Genomic DNA, 16,913 nt, shown 5'->3' on the forward strand with positions numbered 1-16,913 from the left:
TTTATTGTCACAAAGTGTCATCATCTTAATGAAAAATTAAGTAAATTCCCCTAAGTCCTTCATTTTATTGTAGTACATATACAGAAAACTGTTATTAAGTGTTGAAAATTGATGTGTGAGAGGTGCTCTAAATTGAGCCCGGGGCAACTTGAGTGTTGCCCCGTAATGCTAATTTAGATATTTAAGCAGGGTTGATTTTAGTTTTTCCAACGACTGGTCATCAAGAAGTGGATTATGGTTTTTGTCGGTAATATAGAAATTATCCAGGGCTTTTTCACCCGCTGTAGCAATTTTTGCGTGATGAATATGTATTTCACATTCTGCAAAGGCCTTGGCTATATTTGCCAGTAAGCCGTGACGGTCGCTTGCGACGATATTTAATACGGTAATATCATTACCTACAAGCTGGTCGAAACGTATTTTTGTTTCTACAGAAAAGTTTTTCTGGGTGCGGCTTGGAAGTCTATTGGACGGGTTAATTATATCGTCAGGGTTGGTTAATCGAGACATAAGTTTGTCTGTTATCTCAACCATTCTGTACTGTTCAGTCGGGCTGCTGCCATTATCTTCTAGAACCTTAAAGCTATTGATAGCGAAATTATCATCCGTGATATTGATTTTAGCGTCAGCAATATTTAGACCGAGCTGTTCTAGTGTTGATGCGATGATAGCGAATGATTTATCGTTCTCTTCGCTATAGATGAATATTTCAGCTTCACCACGTGAGGTTATGCGGCTTTTTATTTTTGGTAATGACTGCTCTGGATCAAGCAGGATCTGGCTATGCCAGCTAACTTCATAGGGTGTATGGTTAATGAAGTAGTCATCAGGGAAGGGTGTCCACAATTCATTTAACTCCTCAGATACGACGCCGAGTTTAGCTAACAGGCGTGTTGCAGACGTGCGTGTTTCCTGAGATACAAATTCCCGTCGTATTGGGTTGTCTAAACCTGCTTTTATCGCAGCAGCGGCTTTATGGTATAACTCCGCTAGCAGGTTGGCTTTCCATGAGTTCCATTGTTTCGGATTGGTTGCACGTATATCACACATAGTTAACAGGTAGAGGTTATCCAGATGCGCTAGGCTGCCCATTTCATTTGCAAAGGCAAATATGACCTCAGGGTCACTGATGTCCTTACGCTGAGCTACCATTGACATTAGCAGGTGTTTTTTGACTAACCAGCCAACAAATTTACTGTCTTCTTCCGATTGGCCATGATTAAGGCAGAACTCTTCAGCATCGACAGCCCCCAGTTCTGCGTGATTGCCTCCGCGGCCTTTTGCAATATCGTGAAACAGGCCTGCCAGATAAAGCAGTTCAGGTTTCTCAAGGTGGTGAAAAATGCCACTGGCAAGAGGTTGCTCATGGGCAAAATTAGGCACAGATAAACGCCGCATGTTTCTAACAACGAACAGCGTATGCTGGTCGACGGTATAAGCATGAAACAGATCGTACTGCATGCGCCCTACAATTTGATTAAATGCCGGTATATATGCTGCAAGAATGCCGTAACGGTTCATACGACGTAGCTCATGCGTTACACCGCGGGTCTGAGTAATGATATCTATAAATAACTGTTTTGCTGTTTGTGAAGCACGAAATTTTTCGTCAATGAGGTGTTTGTGCTCACGTATAAGGCGAATTGTCTGGGCATGTACCCCGCGTATCTCGGGGTGTAGCTCCATTATGAGAAAAATCTCTAATAATGAGCTGGGGTGGTCGATGAAAATATCTTCGTTGCGGGCTGCAATGTAGTCATTTATAACGTGGAAACGAAGATTTATAACAACCGGTTCTTCCTGTTCGTCTGTATATAGAATCTCCTGACGAAACAGTTGTAGTAATAGTTCATTTAGTCGTTCAAGTTCAAGTACGGTGCGATAGTACTTTTGCATAAACTGTTCAATGGCAAGGTTGTTATCACCATCTTCGTATCCAAAGTCGCTAGCCAGTTGTCTTTGAAGGTCAAATAACATGCGGTCTTCATGTTTACCTGTAAGGTAATGCAGATGTATACGTATTTTCCATAAATAGGTCTGACATTCATTTAGCGTAGATAATTCGGTCTGTGAAAGGAAGCTGTGATCTGCCAGTTCATGTGATATTCGTGTACCAAAATGACGTTTGGCAACCCAGCCAATCATTTGCAGGTCGCGCAGCCCACCGGGATTTTCTTTTATATTTGGTTCAAGATTGTAAGCTGTGTCGCCAAATTTGCGGTGGCGTTGGGTTTGCTCATCCAGTTTGGCTTTGAAAAAATCCTTGCTGTTCCAGATCTTGTCAGGTCCAGTGGCATCCACCATGTCATTAAAGAGTGATTCATCACCCGTTAGCAGGCGTGACTCCATCAGGTTGGTGACTACCGTTATGTCTTTTGTTGCTTCGTCGATACATTCTGTGAGGGTGCGTACACTGTGTCCGATATCGAGCTTACTGTCCCATAACAGCATTAAAAACTGTTCAAGTTTTTCTTTGGTTTCCGGGCTTTCTTTTTCTTTTAATAATAACATCAGATCAATATCTGATGCCGGGTGTAGCTCACCTCGGCCATAACCGCCTACAGCTATCAATGCAACGCTCTGGTTGCAATCAGAAAAATGAACATTAAATGCCTGAATTAAAATCTGATCAATAAAACTGGCGCGGGTATGGACGATTTCAAGCGTGCTTGCTCCAGCTTCAAATGCCTGTTTGATCGCTTCCTGACCAGACTGAATGGTTTCTTTCAGTAAACTGAGTAGTTGGTCTGGCTTTGACTCCAGCTGATTGTTAAAGCTTTTTACATTAAAAATTTCAATGGAACGAAGTGTTATATTTGTCATGTAATCTCTATCGTATTTCTGTAACGCTTGTGTATGGACGTCAGGTGGTCGGGCGGGTCAAGCCGTCTTTAAGGCTCAGTGCGTTTAAACTGGCTCCATTTCGAAGTATTAAATTGTTTCGTTTTCACGCAGTGTTAGAACGTCGTATCCGGTAGGTGTGACTAGAATAGTGTGCTCCCATTGTGCTGAAAGGCTATGATCTTTAGTCACTACGGTCCAGTTGTCTTTAAGTACCTTAACCTGACGTTTACCAATATTGATCATAGGTTCTATGGTGAAGATCATTCCTTCCTGTAATGTCACACCCGTGCCGGCCGTGCCGTAATGCATAACCTGTGGGTCTTCGTGAAACCCTCTGCCAATACCATGGCCGCAATATTCACGTACTACAGAAAAACCTTTTGATTCGGCATGCTTCTGAATAACTTCTCCTATATCGCCAAGGCGGGCACCTGGTCTAACCAGTTTAATGCCTTTAATCAGACACTCATGGGAAACGTCAGACACACGAGTACCCTTGATAGTTGGTTCCCCTACATGGAACATTTTACTGGTGTCTCCGTGGTAATCATCTTTAATTACAGTGATATCGATATTGATGATATCGCCTTTCTTAAGTTTCTTCTCACACGGTATGCCGTGACAAACCTGAAAGTTTAGAGAGGTGCAGATAGATTTAGGAAAGCCGTGGTAGTTAAGAGGGGCTGGAATCGCTTTCTGTTTATTCACAATGTGATCATGGCATATACGGTCGAGCTCATTAGTGGTAACCCCCGGTTTTACATGGGGTTCGATCATCTCTAGTACTTCAGCCGCTAAACGGCCTGCGATGCGCATTTTTTCGATTTCTTCCGGTGTTTTTATCAGTATGCTCATATGCTCGATTTGCTTGTGTTTTTTGTCTTGGAAAGCGATTAGGCCTGAATTATAGACGATTTTCAAGATTTCCTTAGTTTTCTTGGACTTAGCGGTTTTATTAAGATAAAAAATACGCTTTTTATTGTTAAAAAACGGTATATATGATATAAAGCCGCCGCGCTTATGCGCAAACGATAATTTTTTTAAATACGCACACATATCATCACCTTAGTAACTGGGTGCCTCGAACAGGGTTTTTTCTCTGGATCAGGTTGTTGCAAGGGGTATGTGGAGGCCTAACCCTAACTGGAGTTAAATCATGGCTAAAGTAACAATGCGCCAAATGCTTGAAGCAGGCGTTCATTTCGGACATCAAACACGTTTCTGGAATCCTAAGATGGCAGAATACATCTTTGGTGACCGCAACAAGATTCATATCATCAATCTTGAAAAAACATTACCTATGTTCAACGATGCGTTGAATGCAATCAGCAAAGTTGCTGCTTCTAATGGTAAAATCTTATTTGTAGGCACTAAGCGTGCAGCTCGCGGCGCAATCGCTGAAGAAGCAGCTCGTTGTGGTATGCCTTTCGTTAACCACCGCTGGTTAGGTGGTATGCTGACTAACTTCAATACAGTACGTCAGTCTATCCGTCGTCTTAAAGAATTAGAAACGATGTCTACAGACGGTTCTTTTGACAAGATGATCAAAAAAGAAGCGCTAAACAAAACCCGTGAAATGGAAAAGCTTGAAAAAACACTGGGTGGTATTAAGGATATGGGCGGTTTGCCTGATGCTGTTTTTGTTATCGATACAGGTAATGAAGCCATTGCAGTACATGAATCTAAAGTTCTTGGCATTCCTGTAATCGGTGTTGTTGATACTAACAATTCACCTGATGATGTAGATTACATTGTGCCAGGTAATGATGATGCAATTCGTTCAATCAAGCTTTATATCGAAGCGGTTGCAGACTCAATTATTGAAGGTAAAGCGGCTTCATTAAATATTGGTGCAGAGGAAGCTGAAGAAGTAGTTGCAGCTGAAAAAGCAGCACCTAAGAAGAAAGCAGCGGTAAAGAAAAAAGCAGCGCCTAAGAAGGCAGCTGAAGCATCTGCTGAAGACAAATAATCTTGTGGGGCGGGTTTTGAACCCGTCCATTCTTCCTGTTATTAATATTTAATTAATAACGGATTGAAATAGCAAATATAACGGACAGGTGAAAGCCTGCTCTAACAAATAAATATTTAATGAGGTGAATACTATGCAGATCACTGCTGCAATGGTTAAAGAATTACGTGAGCGCACCGGCTCCGGTATGATGGAATGTAAAAAAGCACTACAGGAAGTAGATGGCGACATGGAAACAGCAATTGCAAATATGCGCAAATCTGGTCTTGCAAAAGCGGATAAGAAAGCGGGTCGAGTTGCTGCAGAAGGTTTAGTTGTTATCGCAGTAAGTGATGACAAGAAAGAAGCGGCTATTGTTGAAATTAACTGTGAAACAGATTTTGTATCTGGTGGTGATGAATTCAAAGCATTTACTACCGGTGTTGCGCAATGTATTTTAGCAAATTCTCCAGCTGATGTTGAAGCGTTGAGTGCAATGACGCTTGAAGGTGGTAAAACGATTGAAGAAACACGACAGGGTATGGTTGCCAAAATTGGTGAAAATATCCAGGTTCGTCGCTTTGAACGTAAATCGACTGAAGGTGCTTTTGGTTCATATAATCACGGTATTCGTATGGGTGTAATGGTTGAGTTAAATAAAGATGACCAGGACCTGATTAAAGATATCGCTATGCATATTGCTGCAATTAATCCTACCTGTATTGGTGAAGATGATGTGCCTGAAGAAATGCTGGCTAAAGAAAAAGCCATCTTAGTTGCACAGGCAAAAGAAAGTGGTAAGCCTGACGAAATTATCGAAAAAATGATCGGTGGTCGTATTCGTAAATATCTAGCTGAAATTACTCTAATGGGTCAGGCGTTTGTTAAAGATCCAGATCAAACTGTAGAGCAGTTAGTAAAATCAAAAGACGCTACTATTAATAGCTTTGTTCGTTTTGAAGTAGGCGAAGGTATTGAGAAGAAAGTAGAGAACTTTGCAGATGAAGTAATGGCCCAGATAGGCGCCAGCTAACTTCTAACGGCTCAGCTCACCTCTGGCTGACTTCAACTCTTCGTTGGGAAATGGACACATACATTTGTATGTTCAGATTTCCCGCCTTGATTTGAAGTCAGCCAGAGGCAATCTGAACCGTTATAAATAACCGGTTAGGTTATAAGAATACTCAGGGATGGACTTAAGACCGGGATTAATTTTCCGGTTTTTTGTGTATAAGGAATATAGAGAATTTAAAAAAGTCACTTAATATTTAATGTCAGGTGATTTTATAGGGGCGATCTTTAGATCGTGATTTAATGCGTAATAAACATAATAAGTGGATATAATAATGAGTGAATCTAAACCAGTTTATAAACGTGTTTTGTTAAAATTAAGTGGTGAAGCTTTACAGGGTTCACAGGAATCCGGTATTGATCCTGATATTATTGGTCGTGTTGCGGCGGAAATAAAACAGATTGTAGATTTAGGTGTAGAAGTTGGTGTCGTTATCGGCGCAGGTAATATCTTTCGTGGCGCAGGCCTGGCAGAAGCGGGTATGGACCGTGTAACCGGTGACCATATGGGAATGCTGGCTACGGTGATGAACTGTCTGGCGCTTCAGGATGCAATTGAAAGAGTAGGGCCTAGCTGTCGAGTTATGTCAGCCTTAAGTATTCATCAGGTTTGTGAAGATTATGTGCGTCGCCGTGCAATTCGTCATCTTGAAAAAGGTCGTGTTGTTATATTTGGTGCAGGTACAGGAAATCCATTTTTTACTACCGATAGTGCGGGTGCTTTACGTGCAATTGAAATTGAAGCGGATGTATTAATGAAAGCGACAAAAGTAGATGGTGTATATGATTCTGACCCTATGAAAAACCCGGATGCCAAACGCTATGAAACGCTTAGTTACGATGAAGTGTTAGTTAAGAACCTGGGAGTGATGGATGCGACTGCTATTGTTTTGTGTAAAGAACAGAATATGCCATTACGTATTTTTAATTTGAATGAGGCGGGTGATCTGGTTCGTACGATTTCAGACCAGTCTATAGGCACTACTGTTACACCGTCTTAATTAACAAGTAAAAATACATAAATAAAATTATAAAGATGCAATAAATAAGTCGGAGAGATACATGATTGATGAAATAACCCAGGATGCCAGATCACGCATGACTAAAAGTGTGGACTCCCTGAAAACAGCATTGACGAAAATTCGCACAGGCCGAGCACATCCTAGCTTGTTAGACCAGGTTATGGTCGATTATTATGGCAGCATGACGCCGATTAAACAGGTTGCCAATGTCGTAGCAGAAGATTCAAGAACGTTAGCTGTTACACCCTGGGAGAAACCTATGGTGAGTGCAATAGAAAAAGCGATTATGACAGCTGATCTTGGTTTAAACCCTGCATCACAAGGTACGGTTATTCGTGTACCTATGCCCATGTTAACTGAAGAGCGTCGACGTGATCTGGTTAAGGTGGTTAAAGCTGAAGGAGAAGCGGGTAAGGTCGCTGTTAGGAATATACGTCGTGACGCGAATAGTGACTTTAAAGATTTGCTGAAAGAAAAAGAAATTTCAGAAGATGAAGCACGTAATGCGGAAGATGCTATTCAAAAACTGACAGATAAATATGTTGCTGAAATCGATAAGTTGCTGGAAGCAAAAGAAAAGGAAATGATGGAGATTTAGTGATTTTTCACTACTGACTAAAGTAATGACAGTTACATCAATAAATAATAAAGATCAGGAAGAAAACGACCGGCCAAAACATATTGTTGTTGTTATGGATGGTAATGGACGCTGGGCTAAAAAACGATTTATGCCAAGAACAGCAGGACATCATGCCGGCGTTAAATCAACGCGTAAAATTGTAGAAGAGAGTGTTAAGAATAAAATACAGGCTTTGACCCTGTTTGCTTTTAGTAGTGAAAACTGGAAACGTCCTGAGCAGGAAGTGAGCAGTTTGATGGAGCTATTTGTTTCTACGCTTCAGTCTGAAATCAATTCTTTGCACAAACAGAATGTACGTGTTCGTTTTATAGGTGAAATATCTGCTTTTTCTGAAAAACTACAGAAAAAAATTAAAGAAACGAAAGAATTAACTGAAAATAATACGGGTTTGCAACTGAATATTGCTGTTAATTATGGTGGTAGATGGGATATAGCTGAAGCCTGTAAATCTATAGTAAAGAAAATACAGCTCGGTGAGTTACAGGTTTGTGATATTGATGCTGAATTAATAGATGAATTTGTTTGCTTAAAACAGCTACCAGAACCAGATTTATTTATACGTACAGGTGGTGAAATGCGTATTAGTAATTTTTTAATCTGGCAGCTAGCTTATACTGAATTATATTTTACTGATGTGTTATGGCCTGATTTTAAATCAGAAGAATTCTCAGCTGCTTTGAACTGGTATGCCGGTCGTCAAAGGCGATTTGGTAAAACTGGCGAGCAAGTTGAGCCAACTCAGACACAACAGGTCTAATGTTTAATGCTTAAACAAAGAGTTCTAACTGCTATTCCTTTAGCTGCTTTAGTGGTCTGGGGAATAATTACCCAGCCTGTAAATATTGTTTTTTATTCTCTACTGGTTGTGATGCTTATCTCTGGCTGGGAATGGGCAAGACTAAGTGGTGTTCAACATGCAGCATTACGTGCTGTTTATGCATTATTAATTACGGCAGGGGCATATTTCTCCCAATTATTAATTAATGATAATCCTCAGTGGTTAACGTCTATTTTATCGATAACCGTTCTGGTCTGGTTTGTTGCAATATATCATATGTTTTCAAAAGGCCCGCAGCCTGCTAATCAGTCAATATCGGTAGCGAAGTTAATTATAGGTATAGTTGCATTAATACCCCCTGTTCTTGCTCTTATGTTAGTGCGTGCTGAAGGCGCATGGTGGCTTTTTTATTGTCTGAGTATAGTCTGGGTAGCTGATATAGGTGCTTATTTTTCTGGTAAACGTTTTGGTAAAAATAAACTGGCTCCAACGCTAAGCCCGGGGAAAACTAAAGAAGGTATGTATGGGGCTGTTTTTGCTACAGCGGTATACAGCTTTCTTGCAGCTATTTTATTTGAGTTGCAAATAATCGAACTTTTAATGTTGTTGATTATTGCAGCTTTAGCCACATTTATTTCTGTAGCAGGTGATTTGTCAGTCAGTTTGCTTAAGCGTGAAAAAGATCTAAAAGATACAGGAAGTATTTTGCCTGGTCATGGTGGTATCTTAGATCGAATTGATAGCGTTTTGTCTTCTGCTCCATTTCTTGCCCTACTGCTAAGTCAGGTGATTTTTTAATGTCTACCTCTGGTTTATCTACACAGGGAGTTTGTATACTGGGATCTACCGGCACTATAGGTGTTAATACGCTTGATGTTATTAAACGTCACCCGGAAAAGTATAACGTAGTTGCTTTAACTGCAAATCAGGCGGATGAGAAGTTATATCAACAATGTGTTGAATTTAAACCTGAATATGCAGTTCTGGTAAATGCTGATGCAGCGCAAAGATTAAAAGAAAAAATTGATAAGGCCGGACTGAATACTGAAGTATTGTCAGGTGTTGAATCACTGGAAAAAGTTGCCGGTCTTGATAATGTGCATCAGGTTATGGCGGCTATTGTTGGTGCCGCCGGACTCCTGCCAACACTTGCAGCTGCTCGTGCAGGCAAACGTATTTTGCTGGCTAATAAAGAAGCGCTGGTGATGTCGGGTGATATATTTATAAAAGAAGTAGAAAAGCATCAGGCTGAGTTATTGCCGATAGATTCTGAGCATAATGCAATATTTCAATGTATGCCATCTCACTTTGAGAAAGGCCTGGAAGCAGCCGGTGTTAATAAAATACTATTAACTGCCAGTGGTGGCCCATTTAGAACTCGCAGTATTGATACGTTGCACGATGTGACACCGGAAGAGGCTGTTGCTCACCCAAACTGGGTTATGGGGCAAAAAATTTCAGTTGATTCTGCAACTATGATGAATAAAGGCCTTGAAGTTATTGAGGCCTGCTGGTTGTTTAATACAAAGCCAGAAATGATACAGGTTGTACTGCATTCACAGAGTATTATTCATTCTATGGTGAGTTATACCGATGGATCGGTGCTTGCGCAAATGGGTAATCCGGATATGCGTACACCTATCGCTCATGCGATGGCCTGGCCAGAAAGAATACCCTCTGGAGTTGAACCATTAGATATTTTCGATGTCGCAAAGTTGGAGTTTGAAAAACCTGACTTTAAGCGTTTTCCCTGTTTAGCAATGGCTTACGAGGCGCTTAATGAGGGTGGTACTTCGACAACTATATTAAATGCGGCAAACGAAATTGCTGTAGATGCTTTTTTAAACAAGAAATTGAGTTTTACAAATATCTCCAGGGTCATTGAAAAAACATTGGAAAACATAACAAAAATTGATGCCGATAATTTACAGATAATTCTTCAGGCTGATTCAGATGCGAGACAGGTCTCAGAAGACTGGGTAAAACAACTGGAGTTTAAGCGATGAGTTCTGGTGGTTTTTTATATAATGTGCTTTTCTTTATTATTGCAATAGGTGTTCTGGTTGCATTTCATGAGTTTGGTCACTACTGGGTGGCTCGATTACTTAAAGTAAAAGTTCTGCGTTTTTCAATTGGTTTTGGAAAACCGCTTTTTTCGTGGAAAAAACAAAAAGGCGAAGACCTTATTGAGTTTGTAATTGCGGCTATCCCTTTAGGTGGCTACGTTAAAATGCTTGATGAAAGGGAGGGTGAGGTTGATGATTCGTTAAGACATCGAGCTTTTAATACCCAACCTGTTGCAAAACGTTTTGCAATTGTCGCCGCTGGCCCGATTTTTAACTTTATTCTTGCTGCTTTCTTTTATTTCATATTTTTTATAAACGGTGAAGAAGGTATAAAGCCCGTTATTGCTGCGCCTGTTGTAGAGTCAGCTGCTGCTCAGGCTGGCTTTGAGAATGAAGATGAAATACTTGCTGTTGGTAATACGCAGATTAAAACCTGGCAGTCTTTCAGGCTTGCGCTTATTGATCAGGGTATTGATGGCGGTTCATTAACAGTTAAGGTTAAAACAGCTGAACTTCGCATTGTTGAGCGTAATGTTCCTATAGGTGATCTGAAAATACTGCAGGAAAAAACAGACGTTACAAAACTACTTGGTTTTAAACTCTGGACACCTGAAATTCCGGCATTAATTGGAGGTATTACACCAAACAGTGCTTCCTCAGCTGCCGGATTAAAAGCACAGGACCTGATTTTATTTATTAATGATAAGCCAATAAAAGACTGGAAAGAACTGGTAGGTATTGTGCAGCAGAGTGCAGGTAAGACACTTCACTTTATTGTTGAACGAGATGGCGGTCAGGAAAACATTCAGTTAACCCCGGCAGAAAAAAAACGCGGAGACAAACTGGTTGGTTTTATGGGTGCATATCCTGAAATACCGGAAGAACTGGTTAATAAAACTAAAACTCGTATTGAATATAGTTTATTTGGTGCGCTAACCCGTGCTCTTGATGAAACCTGGACATTTTCGGCGCTAACGTTAAAAGTGCTTGGAAAAATGGTAACCGGTGAAGCGGCTCTTGATAACATATCAGGGCCTATTACCATTGCAACATATGCAGGTATTACTGCTAGTATCGGCTTTCTGACTTATATTAAATTTTTGGCTATGATCTCGGTAAGTCTGGGTGTATTGAATTTGCTACCCGTACCTATGCTGGATGGTGGGCATTTAATGTATTACCTTATCGAAATAGTAAAAGGATCTCCTGTTTCACAGAACTTTGAAGAACTAGGGCAACGGCTTGGACTGACATTATTGTTTTTATTAATGAGTCTGGCTATTTTTAATGATATTCAACGTTTAATTAATTAATTTATATTTATTTGGCGAAATTGTGCGCAGGTTATTACTTTTACTTTTTATCTTAATTTTTCAACACAACCTATATGCTGGTAGCAGCTTTGTAGTAGATGATATACGTCTGGAAGGTCTGGAACGTATACCTGATGGTACATTGCTAAATTACTTACCTGTTAAAGTTGGTGACCCGTTTGAAACTTCTCAATCAACTTATGTTATTCAGGAGCTGTATAACACGGGCTTCTTTAAAGACGTAAAACTTTTAAAAGATGGCAATACTCTGGTTGTAAAAGTACTGGAAAGACCGGCAATATCAGGTATTACCTGGTCTGGTAACAGTGATATTGAAGATGAACAGTTAGAAGAAATATTAACTGATATTGGTATTGTAAAAGGTCGGGTATTTAATCCGTCAGCACTTGATAAAATTGAGCAGGGCCTTAAGCAGCAGGCATATTTTAGTCGCGGCAAATATGCGGTTCGGATTACAACGTCAGTTAAAGAGCTGGAGCGTAATCGAGTTGATATTGATATAGAAATATCGGAAGGTGTTATAGCAAAAATCAAGCAGGTTAATATTGTAGGCAATAGTGTATTTGATGATGATACTTTATTATCCGAGTTACAACTTGGTGTGCCTGGTACATGGGACTGGTTTACAAGCATGGATGAATATGCGAAACCAAAACTGGCTGCTGATGAAGAAACATTAAAATCATATTATCAGGACAGGGGTTATGTTCGTTTTGCCGTTGACTCAACACAGGTAACAATTACGCCTGATAAGAAAGATATCTATATCACGATGAATGTTACAGAAGGTGATAAGTATAAGGTTAAAGAAGTGAAACTGGCGGGTGATTTAAAACTGCCAGAAGAAGAATTGAGAAAACTTATCTTTATTGAGAAAGGTGATGTTTTTTCACGTGATAAAATGGTGCAGGGTAAAGATCTGGTAACTCGAAGACTTGGAAATGAGGGTTTTTCATTTGCTAAAGTAAAAGTGATGCCAGTTATCGATGATGAAACACTCGAAGTAGAATTGAGTTACTTCGTGAATCCGGGCAAGAAAGTGTATGTGCGCCGAATTAATTTTACGGGTAATTATAAAACCAATGATGAAGTATTAAGACGCGAATTACGATTAATGGAAGGTGGAGAGCTGTCTAATAGCAAGCTTGAACGATCTAAAATCCGTTTGCAGCGTTTAGCATATATAGAAGAAGTTAATGTTGATAAAGACCCGGTGCCGGGAACTGAAGACCTTGTTGATATTAATATTAGCGTAACTGAGCGATTATCAGGTAGTTTTAATATTGGAGCGGGTTTTTCTCAGAGTCAGGGCTTTGTGTTTAATCTGGGTATGACGCTGGATAATCTGAATGGTACCGGTGAAAAGCTGGCGCTTACGCTTAACCGTGAAGCCGCTGGTCAAACATACAGTGTATCATTTACAGACCCTTATCATACTATAGACGGTATAAGCCGCACGCTTGCTTTGTCATATCGTGAACGAGATACAGCTGAACAGGATATCGTTAATTATCTTGAAAATAACTACGGACTGAATTTATCTTATGGTATACCACTGAGTGAATTTGATCGTCTTCGTTTAGGTGTCGGTTATGAACACACAGATATAATCAGGGGTACAACAACAGTCTCGCAGGATGTTCTGGATTTTCTAACTGAGAATGGAGAGGGCCAGGTCGATGTAAATGGAGACTTTCTGGAAGCAGGAATAGATGCCTTTACTATGTTAGCTGGTTATACTCATGATACTCGAAACAGAACTGTTTTTGCTACCAGTGGTAATAGTCAGTCAATATTACTGGATATAACAACTCCCGGAAGTGATCTGGAGTACTATAAAGTCACTTATCGTAATAAGTTTTATTTCCCGATTAGTGGTAATGTAACCACTTTAATAAGAACTGATGTCGCTTATGGTGATGGTTATAGAAATACTGAGCTATATCCGTTTTATGAGCGTTTCTTCGCAGGTGGTCTAAGAACGGTTCGTGGTTATGACTCTAACTCGTTAGGCCCCCAATCAACAGGTACTGATGAAAATGGTGATCCGATAGCAAGCACAGGTGATCCAATTGGTGGTGATATAAGAACGGTAGCAAGTGCGGAATTAATATTCCCGGTTCCTTTTATGGAAAAACCACCCGGTTCTGTGCGTTTGAGTGTGTTCTATGATATCGGTAATGTGTTTTTAAAGGATGATGTTCTGGCAAATGATTTTAAAGGTGGATTTCAGGCTGATGAGCTGAGGAGTTCATATGGTGTTTCGTTTGTCTGGTTAGCACCAATAGGGCCATTAAGATTTAGTTATGCAGAAACAATTAATAATGTGCCGGGTGATCAAACACAGGCATTTCAATTTAGTATAGGTTCGTTCTTTTAGGGGAATTTTAGATGAAAAAATTAATATCAACTTTATTTACGCTGAGTTTGTTAGTCGCTCCAGTTTCAGGTTATGCACTAAAAATAGGTTATGTAAATCCGAATATATTGCTTAGTGAATATGCAGAGGCGACAGGTATAGAGAAAAAACTTGAAGCACAATTTAACGGCCCAAAACAGGCCATAGATGATAAGGCAACTGCTATCAAAGCATTAGAAAAAGAGATTAAAACAAATGAGTTGTTAATGACTGAAAATAAATTAATCGCCTCTAAAACAAAAGTAGCAAAAATGTTTGCTGAGTATAAGCAAATGGCCCTGGCATTAGAAACAAAATTAAAAGAAGTGCGTAAAAAAGAGATGCAGGTGTTTGGAAAAGTAGTTAATACAGTTGTTAAAAAATATGCAACTGAAAATAAATATGACTTTGTTGTGAATGAGGGTGTTCTTTATGTTGATGATAAATCAAACATCACTGACGATATTTCAGCTCTTGTATTAAAAGCAGTTAAGAAGTAATTGTAAAGATCGCTGAGGTTATCGATGGGTTATAAATTAAAACAACTTGCTAAAGAACTAGGCGTTAAATTGCATGGTGATGAGAATGTTGTTGTTAATTCAGTAGCCCCTGTTGATAAAGCAGCTGAAGGTGATATCTGTTTTGTTTCAAGTGCCAGATATATCGATAATTTACGTAGTACATCTGCAAGTGCGGTTATCATAAAAGAAGAGATGCTTGAAGAAACAGACGTTTCATCGCTTGTCGTAGATAACCCGCGTGCTACCTATGCAAGAGTTGTTAACCTGCTTTACCCATTGTCGCGCCCTGATGCAGGTGTGCACCCATCAGCCAGTATTGATGAGACGGCTAAAGTTTCAGAATCTGCTTATATTGGTGCGAATGTTGTAATTGAAGAAAAAGCCGAGATTGCCGATAATGTGATCGTTGAGGCTGGGTGCGTGATTGGCCGAAATAGTAAAATTGGTAAATCTACACACTTATATCCAAATGTAACCGTGTATTATGAGTGTAGTATTGGTGAGCACTGTATACTTCATTCATCGTCAGTTATTGGTTCTGATGGCTTTGGTTTTGAATTTGATAAAACAGAATGGTTGAAGATCTCTCAGATTGGCGGTGTTAGAATAGGCGATAAAGTTGAGATAGGGGCTTGCTCTATAGTTGATCGAGGAGCTTTAAACGATACAGTTATTGAAGATGGTGTAAAGCTTGATAATCATGTGCAAATAGCACATAACGTTCATATTGGTGCACACACACTTATGTCCCGTGGTGTAGGTGTCGGCGGAAGCACAAAAGTTGGTGCAAATTGTTTATTTGCCGGTATGGTAGGTATACGGGATAATATTGAAATTACTGACAATGTTATCATTACCGCTATGACACTGGTTTCATCGTCTATCAAGAAAGCGGGTTCTTACTCGTCACCAACGCCTATGGATGATACAAGGTCATGGCGTAAAAACAGTGTACGTTTCAGACAGCTTGATGATATGGCCAAACGAATTCGTGATTTAGAAAAACAAATTAAAAATAAAGGTTAAGGTGTCATTTTGAACACAATCGAAATTGCTGAAATACAAAAATTGCTAGCGCATCGCTATCCTTTTTTGCTGGTTGATAAAGTGCTTGATTACGAAGTAGGTAAAACCTTAACTGCAGTAAAAAATGTAACTATAAATGAGCCGTTCTTTCAGGGGCATTTTCCTGGTTATCCGGTCATGCCGGGTGTGTTAATTATGGAAGCATTAGCTCAGGCTACAGGTTTACTTGGTTTTAAAACAATGGATGAGAGTCCAGAAGCAGACGCCTTATACCTGTTCGTCGGTATTGATGATGCTCGATTTAAGCGTCAGGTTGTTCCGGGTGATGTTTTAACCCTGGATGTAGAGCTTATTAAACGAAAACGTGCAATCTGGAAGTTTGATTGTAAAGCTTCAGTAGATGGTAAATTAGCTGCAAGTGCTACTATAATGTGTGCAGCAACTGAAAAGCCGGAATAATTAAGTTGATTCACCAAACTGCTATTGTAGATGAAAAAGCCAGCATAGCTGAAGATGTCAGTATTGGTCCTTATAGCATTATAGGCGCTGGTGTTGAAATTGACTCTGGCACCTGGGTTGGTCCTCATGTTGTTATTAACGGGCCAACAAAAATAGGTAAAAATAATAAAATTTTTCAGTTTGCCTCTGTTGGTGAAGAGCCTCAGGATTTAAAATTTTCTGGAGAAACATCGTATCTGGAAATTGGTGATAACAATATTATTCGTGAAAATGTAACGATTTCACGTGGAACGGATGACGGTTGTAGTATTACTAGAATAGGTGACCATAATTTACTAATGGCATATGTTCACGTAGCTCATGATTGCCAGATCGGCAATCATATAATATTTGCCAATTCAGCCTCCTGTGCAGGACATGTAGAAGTTGGTGATCATGCCATACTGGGTGGTTTTACACTCGTGCATCAGTTTACAAAAATAGGCAGTCGTGCTTTTACCAGTATGGGTTCAATTATAAATCAGGATGTGCCCCCTTATGTCATTGTTGCCAGTAGTTATGGTAAAGCTAGCGGTATTAATAAAGTTGGTTTAAAGAGAAGTGGCTGTAGTGACGAGGTTATTCGAGCCATTGTAAATGGTTATAAATTGATGGTGCGATCCAAAAAACCGAGAAATCAGGCAATGGAAGAAGCATCTGAGCTTATAAATCAATATCCTGAGGTCAAACTAATGGCCGATTTTATTTGCCAGTCAGAACGCGGCATTATTCGATAAGCCTCTTTGGTTTCCAGTACCATATAGGGT

Annotated in this window: 15 protein-coding genes; 13 read left to right on the forward strand and 2 right to left on the reverse strand. The window is 39.8% G+C overall.

What is annotated here, in order from left to right; translation table 11 throughout:
- Positions 1-168: 168 nt before the first annotated feature.
- Entirely contained in the window at positions 169-2,823 is a 2,655-nt protein-coding gene (glnD, locus tag DIZ80_02230; protein RDH85255.1) for a [protein-PII] uridylyltransferase, read from the reverse strand.
- 108 nt (positions 2,824-2,931) lie between these two features.
- The gene (locus DIZ80_02235; protein RDH85256.1) at positions 2,932-3,900 is read right to left on the reverse strand and encodes a type I methionyl aminopeptidase; all 969 of its coding nucleotides are present in this window, start codon (positions 3,898-3,900) and stop codon (positions 2,932-2,934) included.
- A 100-nt stretch (positions 3,901-4,000) separates the two neighbouring features.
- Between DIZ80_02235 and rpsB the strand changes: the two genes are divergently transcribed.
- The 13 genes from rpsB (at position 4,001) to DIZ80_02300 (ending at position 16,883) form a co-directional block, all read left to right on the forward strand.
- A complete protein-coding gene (gene rpsB / locus DIZ80_02240; protein RDH85257.1) occupies positions 4,001-4,813 on the forward strand; it encodes a 30S ribosomal protein S2 in 813 nt (270 codons plus the stop codon).
- Positions 4,814-4,946: 133 nt separating this feature from the next.
- A complete protein-coding gene (locus DIZ80_02245; protein ID RDH85258.1) occupies positions 4,947-5,825 on the forward strand; it encodes an elongation factor Ts in 879 nt (292 codons plus the stop codon).
- 310 nt (positions 5,826-6,135) lie between these two features.
- A complete protein-coding gene (locus DIZ80_02250; protein RDH85314.1) occupies positions 6,136-6,864 on the forward strand; it encodes a UMP kinase in 729 nt (242 codons plus the stop codon).
- A gap of 61 nt (positions 6,865-6,925) precedes the next feature.
- On the forward strand, positions 6,926-7,483 hold the full coding sequence (locus DIZ80_02255) for a ribosome recycling factor (GenBank protein ID RDH85259.1): 558 nt from the start codon (positions 6,926-6,928) through the stop codon (positions 7,481-7,483).
- Between the two features lie 25 nt (positions 7,484-7,508).
- Positions 7,509-8,282 (forward strand): isoprenyl transferase, encoded by a 774-nt coding sequence (locus DIZ80_02260; protein RDH85260.1) that lies wholly within the window; start codon positions 7,509-7,511, stop codon positions 8,280-8,282.
- A 6-nt stretch (positions 8,283-8,288) separates the two neighbouring features.
- Complete coding sequence (locus DIZ80_02265) at positions 8,289-9,101, forward strand: phosphatidate cytidylyltransferase (protein ID RDH85261.1); 813 nt, start codon at positions 8,289-8,291, stop codon at positions 9,099-9,101.
- On the forward strand, positions 9,101-10,309 hold the full coding sequence (locus tag DIZ80_02270) for a 1-deoxy-D-xylulose-5-phosphate reductoisomerase (protein ID RDH85262.1): 1,209 nt from the start codon (positions 9,101-9,103) through the stop codon (positions 10,307-10,309). The genes DIZ80_02265 and DIZ80_02270 overlap by 1 nt, the downstream gene beginning before the upstream one ends.
- A complete protein-coding gene (rseP, locus tag DIZ80_02275; protein RDH85263.1) occupies positions 10,306-11,682 on the forward strand; it encodes an RIP metalloprotease RseP in 1,377 nt (458 codons plus the stop codon). Before DIZ80_02270 ends, rseP begins: the two co-directional genes overlap by 4 nt.
- Positions 11,678-14,083, forward strand: a complete 2,406-nt coding sequence (bamA, locus tag DIZ80_02280; GenBank protein RDH85264.1) for an outer membrane protein assembly factor BamA — start codon at positions 11,678-11,680, stop codon at positions 14,081-14,083. Before rseP ends, bamA begins: the two co-directional genes overlap by 5 nt.
- 11 nt (positions 14,084-14,094) lie before the next feature.
- A complete protein-coding gene (locus DIZ80_02285; GenBank protein RDH85265.1) occupies positions 14,095-14,601 on the forward strand; it encodes a hypothetical protein in 507 nt (168 codons plus the stop codon).
- Between the two features lie 24 nt (positions 14,602-14,625).
- Complete coding sequence (gene lpxD / locus DIZ80_02290) at positions 14,626-15,648, forward strand: UDP-3-O-(3-hydroxymyristoyl)glucosamine N-acyltransferase (protein ID RDH85266.1); 1,023 nt, start codon at positions 14,626-14,628, stop codon at positions 15,646-15,648.
- 9 nt (positions 15,649-15,657) lie between these two features.
- Positions 15,658-16,107 carry a 3-hydroxyacyl-[acyl-carrier-protein] dehydratase FabZ gene (gene fabZ / locus DIZ80_02295; protein RDH85267.1) on the forward strand — a complete coding sequence of 150 codons (450 nt, stop codon included), beginning with the start codon at positions 15,658-15,660 and terminating at the stop codon, positions 16,105-16,107.
- Between the two features lie 5 nt (positions 16,108-16,112).
- Positions 16,113-16,883 carry an acyl-[acyl-carrier-protein]--UDP-N-acetylglucosamine O-acyltransferase gene (locus tag DIZ80_02300; protein RDH85268.1) on the forward strand — a complete coding sequence of 257 codons (771 nt, stop codon included), beginning with the start codon at positions 16,113-16,115 and terminating at the stop codon, positions 16,881-16,883.
- The last annotated feature ends 30 nt before the right edge of the window (positions 16,884-16,913 follow it).

It is taken from the genome of endosymbiont of Galathealinum brachiosum (assembly GCA_003349885.1).
Taxonomy (GTDB): Bacteria; Pseudomonadota; Gammaproteobacteria; order SZUA-229; family SZUA-229; genus SZUA-229.

What these genes read in the sequence shown, in the direction of transcription:
- lpxD (RDH85266.1), top strand. Translation starts at nt 14,626, where the DNA reads ATGGGTTATAAATTAAAACAACTTGCTAAAGAACTAGGCGTTAAATTG.
- DIZ80_02270 (RDH85262.1), top strand. Translation starts at nt 9,101, where the DNA reads ATGTCTACCTCTGGTTTATCTACACAGGGAGTTTGTATACTGGGATCT.
- DIZ80_02260 (RDH85260.1), top strand. Translation starts at nt 7,509, where the DNA reads ATGACAGTTACATCAATAAATAATAAAGATCAGGAAGAAAACGACCGG.
- rpsB (RDH85257.1), top strand. Translation starts at nt 4,001, where the DNA reads ATGGCTAAAGTAACAATGCGCCAAATGCTTGAAGCAGGCGTTCATTTC.
- rseP (RDH85263.1), top strand. Translation starts at nt 10,306, where the DNA reads ATGAGTTCTGGTGGTTTTTTATATAATGTGCTTTTCTTTATTATTGCA.
- DIZ80_02255 (RDH85259.1), top strand. Translation starts at nt 6,926, where the DNA reads ATGATTGATGAAATAACCCAGGATGCCAGATCACGCATGACTAAAAGT.
- DIZ80_02265 (RDH85261.1), top strand. Translation starts at nt 8,289, where the DNA reads ATGCTTAAACAAAGAGTTCTAACTGCTATTCCTTTAGCTGCTTTAGTG.
- DIZ80_02285 (RDH85265.1), top strand. Translation starts at nt 14,095, where the DNA reads ATGAAAAAATTAATATCAACTTTATTTACGCTGAGTTTGTTAGTCGCT.
- glnD (RDH85255.1), bottom strand. Translation starts at nt 2,823, where the DNA reads ATGACAAATATAACACTTCGTTCCATTGAAATTTTTAATGTAAAAAGC.
- DIZ80_02245 (RDH85258.1), top strand. Translation starts at nt 4,947, where the DNA reads ATGCAGATCACTGCTGCAATGGTTAAAGAATTACGTGAGCGCACCGGC.
- DIZ80_02235 (RDH85256.1), bottom strand. Translation starts at nt 3,900, where the DNA reads ATGTGTGCGTATTTAAAAAAATTATCGTTTGCGCATAAGCGCGGCGGC.